Here is a 16,682-nt window from a genome sequence, read left to right as displayed (position 1 = left end):
AGTGCCAACACCTTGTTCAGTAGTGCCCAAGGTTACGCTAATGGGGTCGACAGTCAAACTAAGGTTGCTCAAAGTGCAGCTAGTCAAGCTATCAATGATGAAAGTTCCGCTAACAGTATCTTAGCTACGATCAGCAATGAAGTTGCTAGTGCCCAATCTGCTAGTGCCGCTGATAGTAGTGCTCAAAAGGCAGCTACTGAAGCTAGTGGAGCTAGTGCGTCTGCTTCTGGGGCTGCAATTAGTTCATCCGTAGCTAGTTCGGCTGCTACCATTGCTTCTAATGATGCTCAAGGTACTTCTAAGAACGCCCAAAGTGCTTCTACGAATGCCAGTGCTGCGGAAAGCGACGCTAACTCTGCGGCTGCGATCGCTTCTGCAAATCCAAAGAACTCCACGGTCAGTTCAGCAACGTCAGTTGCTAAGAGTGCCGCTAGTCAAGCAAGTTCCGCTGCTTCCGATGCGCAATCACAAAGTATCATTGCCTCATCTGCTGCCAGTCGGGCTGCTTCTGATAATACTGTCGCAAGTAGTGCGGCTTCCTTAGCCAGTTCTGCTGCTAAGGATGCTAGTTCGGCTGCTAGTGTGGCTAGTTCTGTTGCTAGTCAAGGAAATAGTTCCGCTGCTTCATCGGCTGAAGCGATTGCGAGTGCGGATTCGATCATTGCATCCAGTGCATCGAGTGCGGCCGCTAGTGCGGCTTCTGACGCCCAAAGTCAAGAGAACTCCGCTAGTGCGGCAAGTAATGCGGCTGCTAACGATAGTAGTACCGCTAGTTCCGCTGCTAATACGGCCAGTTCTGCAGCCAATACGGCTTCGAATGCTGCCAGTGCCGGAAGTGGGAGTGCATCTAATACTTCCCATGCCGCTGCGAATGCAAGTAATGCTGCGAACGAAGCTTCTGCTGCTGCTACTGATGCTGATAAGTATTCTGTAGAAGCATCCAATTCCGCTAGCGCAACTAGTTCCGCTGATGCACAAGTCATCGCTGATTCCACTAACGTTAGTTCCACTTCTAGTGAGATCGCAAGTATCGCAAGTGCAGCCGTTAACTCTGGTAACCCCGTTATCAGCAATGCGGTAAGTACGGCTAACTCTGCGAGTGCCGTTGTATCCAGTGCCTCCAGTGACGCTGCGATCGCATCTAGTGACGCTGCTAGTGCTAATAGTGCCGCAAGTACTGCTGCTAAGAGTGCTGATAGTTATGCTGCTGATGCAAGTAGCAAAGCTTCGATCGCATCTAGTGCTGCTTCGACTGCTAATAGTTACTACTCCGCTGGTAACCAATCCTCTGGAGACGCATTTAGTAATTCTGTTACTGATGCAAGTAATGCTGCTGCTCAAGATGCTACGAACGCTCAATCACAAGCTTCGATTGCCCAATCTGCTGCCAGTTCCGCATCCAGTGCTTCGGTCCGGGCTGCTAGTGATCAAGCTGCTGCCGATGCTGCCAAGGCTTCCGTTGACGCTGCTTTGACTAGTGCTCAAGCTGCTAGTGCCGCTGATAGTTCTGCTTCTAAGGCTGCTAGTGAAGCCAGTGAAGCTTCCAGTGCCGCTACTGGTTCCAATGGTGCCGGTAGTAGTTCTTCTGAAGCTAGTTCCGCTGCTAGTCAAGCTAGTTCAGATGCTTCCGCTGCTTCTAACAGTGCCCAAAGTGCAAACTCTGCATCTAGTATCGCATCCAGTGCCGCTAGTGCGGCTGCCAGTGCTGCCTCTGCTAACCCAAGTAACAGTGCCATCAGTTCCGCTGCTTCGACTGCTAAGAGTGCTTCCAGTATTGCTAGTTCCGCTGCTTCTGATGCTCAATCTGATGCTTCGAAGGCCTCCAGTGCCGCTAGTCGGGCTGCTTCCGATAACAGTATTGCATCCAGTGCGGCTTCTGATGCTAGTTCTGCTGCTAGTCAAGCCAGCATCGCTCACAGTATTGCTAGTTCTGCGGCCTCAAATGGTGATAGCTCCGCAGCTTCATCGGCTGAACAATCTGCTTCATCTGCCGATTCCAAGGCTAAGGCTGATTCCAGTGCGGCTTCATCAGCTGCTACAGATGGATCCAAGGCGGCTAACGATGCTAGTTCTGCTAGTGCCGCTGCATCCAGTGCGGCAAGTACCGCCAGTTCCGCTGCTTCCACGGCATCCAGTGCCAACAGTAACGCCCAAAGTGGGGCTAATAGTGGAGCATCCAGTTCCGCTAATAGTATGTCTGATGCTACGAGTGCTCAAGCATCATCTGCCAATGCTGCTAACTCTGACGCATCCAAGTACGCTAGTGAAGCGGTTTCCGCTGCGAACGCAACTAGTGGCTTCAACACCACAGTAAGCAACAATGCTTCGCTTGCTGCAAGTATTGCGAATGCTAACCCAACTAACTCCGTGGTCAGTGGTCAGAACAGTGTGGCTAGATCCGCATCTAATACCGCTAGTGCAGCCTTATCCGATGCCATCGTTGAATCTTCCGCTGCTTTGAGTTACTCCGCTACGGTATCTAGTGCTGCTAGTGTTGCTAATAGTAACAATGCCAATGCTAGTTACACTGCTAGTCAAGCTAACTCTTTGATCTCGCAAGCTAATAGTGCCTTCAGCAAGGGTGACAATAGTACTGGTAGTACCTTTGCTTCTCAAGCTAGTGCATTGATCGCTGGTATGAGTGCTTATGAAACTAGTGCTACGAGTGCGGCTTCCGTTGCCGTTAGTGTCACTACGAGTGCTTCTGTTGCTGCTTCGAAGGCCATCAGTGATCGAAACGTCGCTAGTTCCATGGCTGATATCGCCATCAAAGCTGCTTCCAATGCAAGTAATGCCAGTGGTGGTAGTTCCGCCAGTTCGGCTATCAACAGTATCAGTTCCAGCATTGCTTCCTTAGCAACTTCTGCTAGTGGCGATGTAGATGCTGCCAAAGCTGCAAGTATCGCAGCAAGTTCTGCTGCAACTGTTGTTAATGCTGATTCCGCAAAGGGATCCAGTTACGCTACGACTGTTAATAGCATCATGAACGATAACACGAACTCATCAAATGCTACTAACCCCGTTATTACGAGTGCATCTGCTGCGATCTCAAGTGCTAACGTCGTTCTTAACAGCTTGAACAACGATGCTTCTAACCAAAACCAAGCTGCCAGTGCTGCATACAGTAATGCCGTTGTTGATTACAATGGTTTAACTAGTGCTGACGCCACTGCAAAGAGTTACGTCGCTTCTGCTAACTCGCTTGCTACGCAAATTTCAAATGACGCTGCTGCTGGTGACGCCAGTGCCGTTGCGAAGGACGAAAGTTCCAATGCTGCGGTTGCTGCCAGTGCCAACACCTTGTTCAGTAGTGCCCAAAATTCTGCTAATGATATCGACAAGCAAACTAAGGCTGCTCAAAGTGCAGCTACCCAAGCCATCACCGATGAAAGTGCTGCTAACAGCGTCTTAGCTGTCATCAGTGCTCAAGCTAGTTCCGCTGCAGATGCTAGTGCTGCTGATAGTAGTGCTAAGAAAGCATCGAGTGAAGCAAGCAATGCATCGAGTGCCGCTGGTTCTAACGGTACTTCCAGTGCTTCCGCTGCAACTAGTTCAGCTTCCGCTGATACTAGTGGTGATTCTAGTGCAACTAGCTCTGCTGCTAGTCAAGCTGGTTCCCATGCTTCCGATGCCAGTTCCGCAGCTAGTGCTGCTAAGAGTGCCGCTTCTGCTAACCCAACTAACAGTTCGATCGCCTCTGATGCTTCTACGGCATCGAGTGCGGCTTCAATTGCTAGTTCCGCTGCTTCCGATGCTTCTAAGCAATCAAGTATCGCTAGTTCCGCTAACTCCATTGCCAGTTCTGCGAACTCCGATGCTAGTTCCGCTAACTCCGATGCCAGTTCTCAAGCTTCGATCGCATCTAGTGCCGCTTCTGCTGCCAGTTCGGCTGCGCAAAGTGGTAACAGTTCGGCTGCTTCCTCTGCTGAATCTGCTGCTAGTTCCGCTGCTAGTGCTGCATCCAGTGATAGCAACAAGGCTAGTTCCGCTGCCAGTGCTGCTAAGAGTGCCGCTTCTGATGCTGACAGTGCTAAGAGTGCTGCTTCAAATGATAACAGTACTGCTAGTTCCGCTGCCTCCACTGCATCATCTGCTAATAGTGCGGCTCAAAGTAGTGCCACTAGTGGTGGTTCCAGTTCTGCTAGTTCCGCCAGTTCTGCTGCATCATCCGGAAGTGCTGCCACCATTAGCTTAGCTAGTGGGGCCGATGCTAATGCTAAGGTCGCTAGCCAAGCTGCTAGTGTTGCTAGTTCTGCAACCAGTGTCGTTCACAGTTACTCCAACACTGCTGATCAAGACAGTGCCATCATGAGTGGCTATGTTGCCAATAACTCTAGTAACTCCGCTGTAAGTACTGCTAACTCCAACTTCCAAAGTGCCAGTGCTGCTTTGAGCTCGGTTGCCAAGAACGCCGATGCTGCTAACAGTTCTGCTGCTTCCGATTACAGTGTGGCAAGTACTGCTGCTAGTCTTGCTGATAGTGTTAATGCGAGTGCCGTTTCCAATGCGAACATGGCCAGTGTTTATGCTGCGCAAGCTAGTGAAGCCGTTCAAGCTGGTAATCTTTCCGATATCACCAAGTTCAATAGCTTAGCTACGAGCTACGCTGATCAAGTCGTTAGCTCCGTGGCGACGGTAAGTAGTTACGCTTCCAATGCCGCTACTGCTACGAAGGCTGCTGAAGATGCTTCTTCCGTTGCTTTGAGTGACGAAGCTCAAGCTAGTGCTTTGAACGATTCGATCGCTGCTGCGATGAGTGCTGCTTCGACTGCTAGTGGTGCTGATAGTTATGCTTCTAATGCATCTAGTGATGCAAGCATTGCTTCTAGTGCTGATGCCGGTACTAAGAAGGATTCCGCAACGGTAAGTTCCATTACTTCCGATGCTAAGAAGGCTTCTGATGCTGCTGGTTCCGATGCTAGTTCTGCCCATGCTCAAGCAAGTTCTGCTTCTAACGCTGCTAGTGAAGCTGCAAGTATCGCATCTGGGAACAGTGCTTACAGTTCCGCTGCTTCGACTGCCAAGAGTGCCGCTTCCGTTGCCAGTTCAGCTGCTTCTGATGCTGACTCCGCAAGCAAGGATGCTAGTTCCGCTGCTAGTGCCGCCGAAAGTGACAATGCAATTGCCAGTTCTGCTGCTAGTGCTACTAGTTCCGATAATTCCTTAGCATCCAGTGCTGCTTCTGATGCTAGTTCTGCTGCTCAAAAGGGTGACAGTGCGAAAGCTTCGACCGATGCAAGTATCGCATCTAGTGCCGCATCCAATGCCATCATCAACTCTAATGCTGCTTCCAGTGCTGCTAATGACGCTAAGAACCAATCCAGTGCGGCCAGTTCGGCTGCTAGTCGGGCTTCTAGCGATAACAGTACCGCTAGTTCCGCTAATAGTACGGCTTCCAGTGCGGCCAGTTCCGCATCCAGTGCTAGTTCGGCTGCTAGTTCCGGTACTTCTGGTAACTCCAGTGCTTCTGCCAGTGCTAAGAGTATTGCTGATAAGACCGCTACTTATGCTTCTGGTGCTGATAGTGATGCTGCCAAAGCAAGTACTGATGCCAGTGAAGCTAACTCTGCTGCGGCCGTAACTTCTGGTTACAACAGTGCTGCTACGAGTGAAGCTGCCGTTGCTTCTAGTTTTGCTAGTGCCAATGCTAAGAACAGTGTGGTCGCTAGTGCTAATAGTGCGGCTAGTTCTGCTGCGGCTCAAGTATCAGCCTTTAATTCAGATGCGATCGTTCAAGCAAGCATCGCAACTAGTGCTTACCAAGTTGCTAGTTCCGCTGCTAGAAGTGCCGACCAAGCTAACACGAATGCTTCGACGGCTGATTCAAACGTTAACAACTTGATCAGTCAAGCTAATAGTGCTTATGCTGCCGGTGATGTTGCTGGTGGAAGTATCTACGCTAACCAAGCTAATACGTCTGCTGCCAGCATGGCGCAATACGAAACTGATGCCTCGAACGCTTCGATCGCCGCTAGTTCGGCTCGGGTAATTGCTGATAGTGCTGCTGCAAAGGCCATCGCTGATGAAAGTTCTGCTTCTGCCTTTGCTAGTTCCGCTGCTAGTGATGCCTCGAATGCTTCGAGTGCTGCTAGTCAAGCTAGTTCCGCTAATAGTGGTTCCAGTGCCAATAGTAGTTCTGCTAACTCTGCTAAGAGTGCTGCTAACTCTGCATCAACTGGGGCTCAAACGAATGCTAACTTAGCTAGTCAATATGCTAGTGAAGCTGTTTCATACGCTAAGACTGCTAATACAGATACTGCCGATGCTCAAAAGGCATACAACAGCGTTAGTGCTTTAGCTAGTCAAAACGCATCTAACACTTCCTTAGCTAGTTATGCTACGCTTGCCAGTTCTGCTATGGCTGCCGTTAGTGCTGCTGATAGTGATGCTAACGTTCAATCTAGTATCGCGGTTAGTGCTAACAGTTCCGCTCAAACGATCAATTCCGCTAACTCCGCATTGAACGCTAGTGTAGTTGCCGCATCCAGTGCTGTAGATAATTACGACAGCTTAGCTAATTCCGCTTACTTAGCTGGTAGTACCGCTCAAGGTGATAGCTACGCTAAGGATGCTACTTCTCAAGTTGCTTCTGCTAGTTCATACGTTCAACAAATTGAAGCTAACTCCACTGCCATCCAAAGCTACACTAACATTGCAAGTAAGGCTGCTGCACAAGCATCTGCTGATGTTCAAACCGTATCCTTCAATGCTAGCGTAACTTCCAGTGCTTCGAGTGCGGCTAGTTCTGCTTCTGATAATGGTTCTAAGGGATCTAAGGCTGCTAGTTCTGCATCTAGTGCGGCTAGTTCCGCTGCTAGCGCAACTTCTAATGATGTAACTTCAGTTAGTGCTGATAAGTCAGCTGCTGATAGTTATGCTGCAGTTGCTAGTTCTGCTGCTTCAGTAGTAAGTTCTAATGCCGTCCTTAACAGTCAAACTGCTAATGAGATCAACAGCTTCTACAGTGCTAATACTACTAATTCCACGATCAAGAGTGCTTCTGCTGTTGCATCTAGTGCCATGATCGTCATCAACAGTGCTAATACTGATGCGCAAGTTCAAAAGCAAACCGCTTCTGATGCTGACTCCGCTGTAAATAGTGAAGTTGCCGTTGTAAGTTCCGCTAACACTGTTGCTCAAAGTGCTAATACCCAAGCTAATGTTTATGCTATCCAAGCTGCGAGTGCTTACAATACTGGAAGTATTTCCCTAGCTGACAACTTTACTTCATTGACCGAAAGTTATGCTTCGATCGCTGTTTCCAACGCTAACATTGCTTCTGATGCTGTAGTTGCTGCTGCTAGTTACACCAACACGGCAAGTACTGCTGCAAGCAAGGCGGTCGATGATGAAAACCACGCAAGTATTGCTGCTGCTTCCATGAACAGTGCGGCTAGTGATGCATCCAGTGCTAATAGTTCTGCTAATAGTGGGGCTAATAGTTCTGCTAGTTCCGCTAGTTCTGCTGCATCTAGCGCTAACTCCATCGTTAATAGTTACGCTAGTGCTGCCAATGCTGATGCAGCTAATGCTGAACAATACTCTATCAATGCATCCAGTGCCGATAGTGCCGTAACTAGTTATGCTAGTGATGCTACTGCTAAGAGTGCTTCTGTTGCAGCGATCATTAGTGCTAACTCCAGTAATGCAAGCAATGCGACGATCAAGTCCGCTGCTTCAACAGTCGCTAGTGCTAGTTCCGCAATCAGTGGTTTGAAGAGTGATGCTGATAATCAAAACGCAATTGCTAGTTCCGCTGCTAAGACTGCTGAATCAGCTGCAAGTCAAGCTGACAAAGATAGTCAAGCTGCTAGTTCCAATGCTAATATGGCCAGCGTCTTTGCTAGTCAAGCATCATCTGCTAATGCTGCTCACAACAATACTGATGCTGCTAAGTTCAACTCTACAGCTGCTAGTTACGCTAGTGATGCTGAAGGGGTCATCAGTGATGCTAGTTCTGCTGCTGCCGCTGCTAAGACTGCTACGGACACTGCATCAACTGCTGCTAGTTCCGCTGAAGCTGACCAAAGTAAGGCTGCTGACTTAGATAAGACGATCAGTGCTGCTGTTACATCTGCCCAAAATGCTAGTGCCGCTGATAGTTATGCATCCGGTGCTTCTAATGATGCAAGTATCGCATCTAGTGCTACTTCTGGTGCTGATGATTCATCTAAGGCTGCTGGTTCTGCTGCTACTAGTGCTGCTAGTGAAGCTAGTTCCGCTGCTAGTGATGCATCCAGTGCTGATAACTCTGCTAACAGTGCATCTGCTGATGCATCTAAGGCTGCCAGTGCTGCTTCTGCAAATCCTAAGAACAGTGCGATGAATTCTGCTGCTAGTGCTGCTAAGTCTGCTGCTAATGCTGCTAGTTCCGCTGCTAGTGATGCATCCAGTGCTGCTACCAGTGCTGCATCCGCTGCTTCCAGAGCTGCTAGTGAAAGTGGAATTGCATCTAGTGCAACTTCTGATGCTAACTCCGATAACTCTGCTGCATCCAATGCTGCATCCGCAGCCAGTGCTGCTGCTCAAAGTGGTGACAGTTCAACTGCATCTGCTCAATCGATCATTGCTAGTTCTGCAGCCAGTGCTGCTAAGAGCGCTAGTGCCATTGCTTCTAACGCTGCTAGTGCGGCTCAAAGTGATAACAGTGATGCTTCATCTGCTGCATCTAGAGCTTCGAATGATAGTTCTGCTGCAAGTTCAGCATCCAACGCTGCAAGTTCTGCTAACTCAGCTGCTTCTAGTGCTGCATCTGGTGCTAACTCCGGCTCAAGTTCCGCTAGTTCTGCCAGTTCCGCTGCTTCCAATGGTAGTGCCATCATCATTAGCTTAGCAAGTACTGCTGATGCCGATGCTAACTCCGCTAGCGTTGATGCAAGTATTGCATCCAGTGCTGCTAGTGTCGTTGCTGCTGATAGTTCAACTGCAACTTCCGATAGTGCGGTCATCAATAGTATTGCTACGCAAAACAGTGGTAACTCTGCAATGAGTAGTGCATTGAACTCCTTCAACTCCGCAAGTACTGCCGTATCCGGTTACAATACTGATGCCCAAGCTCAAAAGAGTGCTGCTAGTTCCGCTTACGTGGTTGCTAGTTCCAATGCTGCCATCGTTGATAGTATCAACACGGTTGCTAAGTCCAATGCTACAATGGCAAGCATCTATGCTAACCAAGCAAGTACTGCTGCTGTTAATGGTCAATCAGATGATCAAATCAATGCCTTGAACAGTAGTGCTGCTAGTTATGCTGCTGCTGTTGTAAATGCTGAAAGTACTGCTAGTGCTTATACATCATCCGTTGCAACTGCTACTGCTAGTGCTAAGAGTGCTGCTGATAAGGCCGTTGCTGATGAGAACAGTGCCAATGCTGAAATGGGTGTTATCAGTAATGCCATGAATTCAGCTAACGCTGCCAGTGCTGCTGATAGTTCCGCATCGAAGGCTGCTAGTGAAGCCAGTTCTGCTGCTAGTGATGCTTCTGGTAAATCTGGTGCTGGTTCTAATTCTGCTAGTGCTAGTTCTGATGCATCTGCTGCATCCAGTGCTTCTAATGATGCTAGTTCTGCTGCTTCTAAGGCAGGTAGCAATGCTAGTGATGCATCCAAGGCTGCTAGTGAAGCTTCCTCAACTGCTTCTGCTGCTTCCAATAACCCAGCTGCTAAGAGTGCTGCTAGTGATGCAAGTAAGGCCGCTTCAACTGCCAGTTCTGCTGCTAGTGACGCAAGTATTGCATCGAGTGCCGCCAGTTCTGCTAATAGTACTGCTAGTTCCGCTGCTAGTGATGCATCTAATGCATCCAGTGCTGCTAGTTCTGCTGCTTCTGCTGCATCTAGTGCTGCTAGTGATGCAAGTAAAGCTGCACAAAGTGGGGACAGTTCCGCTGCTAGTTCCGCTGAAAGTAAAGCATCCAGTGCTGCTGCTAGTGCTTCTGCTGACAGTTCGGCTGCAAGCAAGGCTGCAAGTATTGCCAGTTCTGCTGCTTCCGATGCTAAGAGTGCTGCTTCCCGTGCTGACAACGATAGCTCGATCGCTAGTTCCGCTAATAGTGCTGCTAGTTCCGCTAACTCCGCTGCTTCTAGTGCTTCCAATGCTGCTAGTTCCGGTGCTTCTGGTAACTCCAGTGCTTCTGCTTCTGCTAATAGTATTGCCAGTGCAACAGGAAGTTATGCTTCTGGTGCTGATGCCGATGCTTCTAAAGCCAGCGTCGATGCCAGTGAAGCTAACTCCGCTGCTGTCGTAACTTCTGGTTACAACAGTACTGCTACGAGTGAAGCTGCTGTTGCTTCAAGCATTGCTTCTGCTAATGCTAAGAACAGTATCGTTAATAGTGCTAACCAAGCTGCCAGTTCTGCCGCTTCATTAGTTGCTAGTTACAATGCTGATGCTTCTAACCAAGCAAGTATCGCTACAAGTGCTTACCAAGTTGCTAGTGCTGCTGCTAAGAGTGCCGACCAAGCTAATACCAATACCACAACCGGGGTATCTAACGTTAATAACTTGATCAGTCAAGCTAATAGTGCCTTTGCTGCCGGAGATACTGCTGGTGGAACTCAATTTGCTAGTCAAGCAACTTCTGCTGCTGCATCCATGGCTCATTACCAAACTGATGCATCGAATGCTTCGATCGCTGCTAGTTCTGCTCGAGTAATTGCTGATAGTGCTGCTGCTAAGGCTAAGGCTGATGAACAATCTGCTTCTGATTACGCTAAGAGTGCTACCTCCGATGCTTCAAATGCTTCAAGTGCTGCTAGTCAAGCCAGTTCGGCCGCTAGTGGTTCAAGTTCTAATAGTAGTAATGCTTCCAGTGCTAAGAGTATTGCTAACAGTGCATCTACTGGTGCTTCAACTAATGCTAAGTTAGCAAGTCAATATGCTAGTGCTGCTGTTTCCTACGCTAAGATCGCTAATAGTGATACTGCTAGTGCTCAAACTGCTTACAACAGTGTTAGTGCTTTAGCTAGTCAAAATGCTGTTAATACTTCATTAGCTAGCTACGCTAAGATTGCAAGTGCAGCAATGAGTTCTGTTAATGCTGCTGATAGTGATGCTAATGTTCAATCTGGTATTGCTACTAGCGCTAATAGCTCAGCTCAAAGTATCAATTCTACTGATGCTGCTTTAGTTGCTGCTAATAGTAGTTATGTTGATGCCGTAAGTGTTGCTGATAGTAATGCTAACTCCGCTTACTTAGCTGGAAGTACTGCTGATGGTGATAGCTATGCTAAAGCCGCTAGTGATGCTGTTTCAGCTGCTCAATCAACTGCTAACCAATTGGTTGCTAACTCCAGTGCAATTCAAAGTTACACTAACATCGCAAGTACTGCTGCTAGTCAAGCTTCCAATGATGTTCAAACCATCAGCTTGAACGCAAGTATTACTTCTAGTGCATCCAGTGCTGCTAGTTCTGCTGCTTCAGGTGGTTCTAGTGCTGCTAGTGGTAACAGCTCAGCTTCTAGTGCTGCTAGTTCTGCTGCTAGTGCGATCGTTATCGATGGTAACGTTGCTAGTGCTAATGCATCTAATGCTGCTAAGTACTCTGCAGAAGCCAGTTCTGCTGCTACAGTTGTAAGTAACACGACTTCAAGTGCTTCGAACGTTGCTAACGAGATCAATAGTTACTACAACAACAACACGACTGATTCTGTTCTTAAGAGTGCTCACGAAACTGCAACTAGTGCCATGAGTGCTATCAATAGTGCTAATAGTGATGCTCAAATTCAAAACAACACAGCATCCAGTGCTTACAGTGCGGTCGTTAGTCAAGTTAGTGTGATTGCTGCACAAAGTTCTGCAGTTGCAAGTGCTATCAGTGTTATTGCTTCTAACTCTATGAATGCTTCTGTTGCCCTTGCTGGTGGTAGTTACACTGCTGCATCTAGCTACACTGCAATTGCTGAATCCGCTGCTGCGGTTGCCAGTGATGATGCTGTAGTTGCATCTAGTGCTGCTGCTAATACGACTAGCTTAACTGGTGTTGCCAGTGTTGCTGCAAGCAAGGCAATCGATGATGAAAATACTGCTAGTTTAGCATTTAGTAAGATGAACAGTGCTGCTAGTGATGCTTCAAGTGCTAATAGTTCAGCTAATAGTAGTGCAGCTAGTTCCGCAAGTTCTGCTAGTTCTGCTGCTGCTTCTGGTAGCAAGCAAATCTTCAGTTTCGCAAGTACTGCTGATGCTGATGTAAATGCTGCAAGTATTGCTAATAGTACTGCTGCTAGTGCCGCTAGTGTTGTTGCTAGTGACAAAGCCGTTGCTGATCAAGATAGTGCGGTTATGAGTGGTTACATTGCTGCTAACTCCGGTAACTCCGCTATTGCCAGTGATGCGAAGGTATTCAGTTCTGCTAGTGCTGCTGTTTCAAATTACAATTCTGATGCTCAAGCACAAAAGAGTGCTGCCAGTTCTGCTTACAAGTGTTGCTAGTTCTGCTGGTGTAATTGTTGATAGCATCAACGTTGCCGCTAAGTCCAACGAAGCCATGGCTAGTCTCTATGCTAGTCAAGCTGCTTCCGCTGTAACTGCTGGTTCATCTGCTCAAGCTACTACTTGGAACAGTATGGCTGCTAGTTACGCTAGTGATGTTACGAATGCTATCGGTTCTGCTAGTCAATACACTGCTTCTGTTGCTACTGCTACTTCAACTGCTCAAAGTGCTGCTAAACAAGCCGTTTCTGATGAAAGTGCTGCTTCTGATGAAATGAATACGATCAATGGGGCCATGAGTGCTGCTAGTGCTGCCAGTGCTGCTGATAGTTCCGCATCGAAGGCTGCTAGTGAAGCTAGTTCTGCTGCTAGTGATGCTTCTGGTGAATCCGGTGCTACTTCAAATGCATCCAGTGCTAATGATGATAGCTCTGCTGCTAATAGTGCATCTAGTGATGCCAGTTCTGCTGCTGCTGGTGCTGGTAGTGATGCCAGTGATGCTGGTTCCGCTGCAAGTGCTGCTGCCTCAACTGCTTCTAATGCTGGTGATAACCCAGCTGCTAAGAGTGCTGCAAGTGCTGCAAGCAAGGCTGCCTCAACTGCTAGTTCCGCTGCTAGTGATGCTTCGATCGCATCTAGTGCTGCTAATAGTGCATCTAGTGCGGCTAACAGTGCTAACAGTGCTGCTAATAGTGCCAACAGTGCTGCAAGCAAGGCTGCATCTACGGCTAGTTCCGCTGCTAACGCTGCATCTAAGGCTGCCCAAAGTGGTGACAGTTCCGCTGCTAGTGCTGCTGAAAGTACGGCTTCTAATGCTGCCAACAGTGCTTCTGCTGCCAGTTCTGCTGCTAAGAGTGCTGCTAACGATGCCAGTTCTGCTGCTTCTGCTGCTAAGAGTGCTGCTAGTCGGGCTGACAATGATAACTCCATTGCTAGTTCTGCTGATAATGACGCTAAGTCTGCTAATAGTGCTGCATCCAGTGCATCCAGTGCAGCAAGTTCCGCTGCTTCTGGTAACTCTAGTGCTTCTGGTTCTGCTTCCAGTATTGCCAACGCAACTAGCGTAATTGCTAGTGGTGCCGATGCTAATGCTAATGCTGCTAGTCAATATGCTAGTGAAGCTAATAGTGCGGCTGCTAAGACTTCTGGTTACCTTAGTGATGCCAATAGTCAAGCTGCGGTTGCTTCTGGTTTTGCCTCTGCTAACGCTACGAACAGCTTAGTTCAAAGTGCTAATAAGGCTGCTAGCGATGCTGCTTCTGCGGTTGCTAGTTTGAATACTGATGCTACTAGCCAAGCATCAATCGCAACTAGTGCTTACAAGGTAGCTAGTGCCGCTGCAAATAGTGCAGATCGTGATAATGCTAATGCAAGTGCCAGTGCATCAACTGTTAATAGTTATGTAGCTGCTGCAAATAGTGCATTTAGTGCCGGTAGTATTACTAATGGTAGTATCTTTGCTAGTCAAGCCAGTGCTACTGCCAAGGATATGATCAAGTATCAAAATGATGCAGTTGCTCAATCTGATGCTGCTTCATCTGCTACGATCGTTGCCTCTAACGCTGCTGCTAAGGCAATTGCCGATGAAAGTTCAGCTTCTGCTTATGCTCAAAGTGCTGCTTCTGATGCTAGTTCTGCATCCAGTGCTGCTAGTGGAGCAAGTTCCGCTGCTAGTGGTTCCAGTTCCAACAGTAGTGCTGCTAATTCCGCAAGTGCTATTGCTTATAGTATTGCTGCTGCTGCTAATACGAATGCTAGTTTAGCTGTTTCTTATGCTGGTGATGCTGCTAAGTATGCAAGTATTGCTAATAGTGATACTAATAGTGCTCAAACTCAATTTACTAGTTTGACTAACTTAGTTAACCAAAACGAAAACAAGAATAACGCTGTCTTGAACAGTTACTACAATGTTGCTAGTTCCGCAATGGCTAGTTTAACTGCTGCTAATAGTGATGCTCAAGATCAAAAGAGTATCGCAAGTAATGCTGCCAGTGCTGCTCAATCAGTTAATGTTACTGATTCCGCATTAGTATCTGTTAATAGTGCATCAAATGCCGTTAATGTAGCTGATAGTAATGCTAACTCCGCTTACTTAGCTGGAAACTTAAGTGCTGCTAGTCAATACTCAACGGCTGCTGTCTCTGATGTCGATGCTGCTAAGAGTGCGGTTGCTTCCTTAACTGCTAACTCTAGTGCAATTCAAAGTTACACTAATATTGCTAGTGATGCTGCTGCCAAGGCATCTGCTGATGTTAACACGATTAACATCAGTGCCAGTGCTGCATCGAGTGCTGCCAGTGGTGCCAGCTCTGCTGCATCGAGTGCTTCCGGTGGTTCTAAGTCCGCTAGTTCTGCATCCAGTGCTGCTAATTCTGCATCCAGTGCAATTGCATCTGTTGTAACTAAGGTTAATGCTGATGATGCTGATGCTACTAAGTATGCATCAATTGCATCCAGTGCTGCTGCTGTTGTTAGTGGTGATGTTACTACTAATAGTAGTGTTGCTGCTCAAATCAACAGTGAATTCAATGCTAACCCAAGTGATACTGTCATCAGAAGTGCCGCTTCGGTTGCATCGAGTGCAATGAGTGTCATCAACAGTGCTAACACCGATGCACAACTTCAAAATGCTACCGCATCCAGTGCTAAGGCAGGGGTTGATAGTGATGTTGCAGTTGTAAGTTCTGCTAACCAAGCTGCTTCATTTGCTAATTCATTAGCTAACCAATTCGCTAGTCAAGCTGCTTCCTACTACAATGCTGGTCAAAACAGTGTTGCTGATGGATTTACTTCTCAAGCTGTCAGTGCTGCATCAGTTGCTGTATCCAATGCTGATCTTGCTAAGAGTACTGCTTCTAATGCTGATAGCTTAACTAGTGATGGTAGTATTGCTGCAAGCAAGGCGGTTTCTGATGAAAGTGCTGCTAATGCTGCTGCACTTTCCATGAACGCTGCATCTAGTGCCGCATCTAGTGCTAATAGTTCTGCTAATAGTGGTGGTTCTAAGTCCGCTAGTTCCGCCAGTTCTGCTGCATCTAGTGCTTCTGCTACTATTTCTGGATTTGCTAGTGCTGCTAATGCTGATGCTCAAAACGCTGAAAGTTATGCTAGTGTTGCATCCAGTGCTGATAGTGATGTTAATAGTTACTCTGCTAATGCAAATTCAGCAACTTCAACTATTAACTCCATTCAAAGTGCTAACTCCAGTAACGCAAGTAATGCCGTAATCAATAGTGCTTCTAAAGCAATTGCTAGTGACAGTGCTTCAATTGCTAGTCTTACTAGCGACGCTGACAGTCAAAAGACAATTGCCAGTTCTGCTGCTAGTGTAGCTTCAACTGCTGCCAGTCAAGCTACTAAGGACAGCTTTGCTGCTAGTTCAAATGCCGCTATGGCAAGTATCTTTGCTAGTCAAGCTGTTTCAGCTATCAATAATGATCACAACAACAACGCTGCTGCTACATTCAATTCACAAGCTGCCAGTGCTGCTAGTGCTACTGAAGCTATCATTAGTGATGCTGCTAGCCAAGCTGATAGTGCTTCATCTGCTACGATTGTAGCATCAAAGGCTGCTGCTCAAGCTCAAAGTGATGACAGTGCTGCTAAGGCATTGAATGGTTCGATCAATGATGCTATTAAGTCCGCTAACGCTGCTAGTGCTGCTGATAGTGATGCTTCTAACGCATCCAGTGCTGCTAGTGAAGCATCTAGTGCTAACTCTGGTACTGATAGTGATTCTGCTGATACTAGTTCAGCTGCTAGCCAAGCTTCATCAACTGCTAGTTCCGCTGCTAGTGATGCATCCAGTGCTTCTAGCGATGCTAAGAGTGCTGCAAGTGATGCAAGCAAGGCTGCTTCTGCTGCTTCTGCTCATCCTGGTAACAGTACGATGAGTTCTGCTGCTAGTGCTGCCAGTTCTGCTGCTTCAACTGCCAGTTCTGCTGCTTCTGATGCATCCAGTGCTGCTAGTCAAGCAAGTTCAGCTGCATCTAAGGCTGCTAGTGATAACAGTAAGGCTGCTTCTGATGCAAGCAAGGCTGCTTCTGCTAATAGCATCGCATCTAGTGCGGCATCTAATGCTAGTTCTGCTGCTCAAAGTGGTGATAGTTCAACTGCTTCTAAGGACGCTTCGATCGCAAGTTCCGCTGCTAGTGACGCTAAGTCCGCTAGTGCTGATGCTTCATCTGCTGCTAGTGATGCTAAGAGTGCCAACAGTGATGCTTCATCTGCTGCTTCGAAGGCATCCAGTGCTAACTCAA

General features: G+C 47.7%; 1 protein-coding gene. It reads left to right on the top strand.

The window, feature by feature from the left end; genetic code table 11:
* Positions 1–12: 12 nt before the first annotated feature.
* Positions 13–12,423: a hypothetical protein gene (locus AC3B6G_RS00260; RefSeq protein WP_489848458.1), complete on the top strand. Its 12,411-nt coding sequence runs from the start codon at positions 13–15 to the stop codon at positions 12,421–12,423.
* The last annotated feature ends 4,259 nt before the right edge of the window (positions 12,424–16,682 follow it).

The organism is Nicoliella sp. ESL1149 (assembly GCF_058107265.1).
This window is presented reverse-complemented; position numbering and strand designations above follow the sequence as displayed.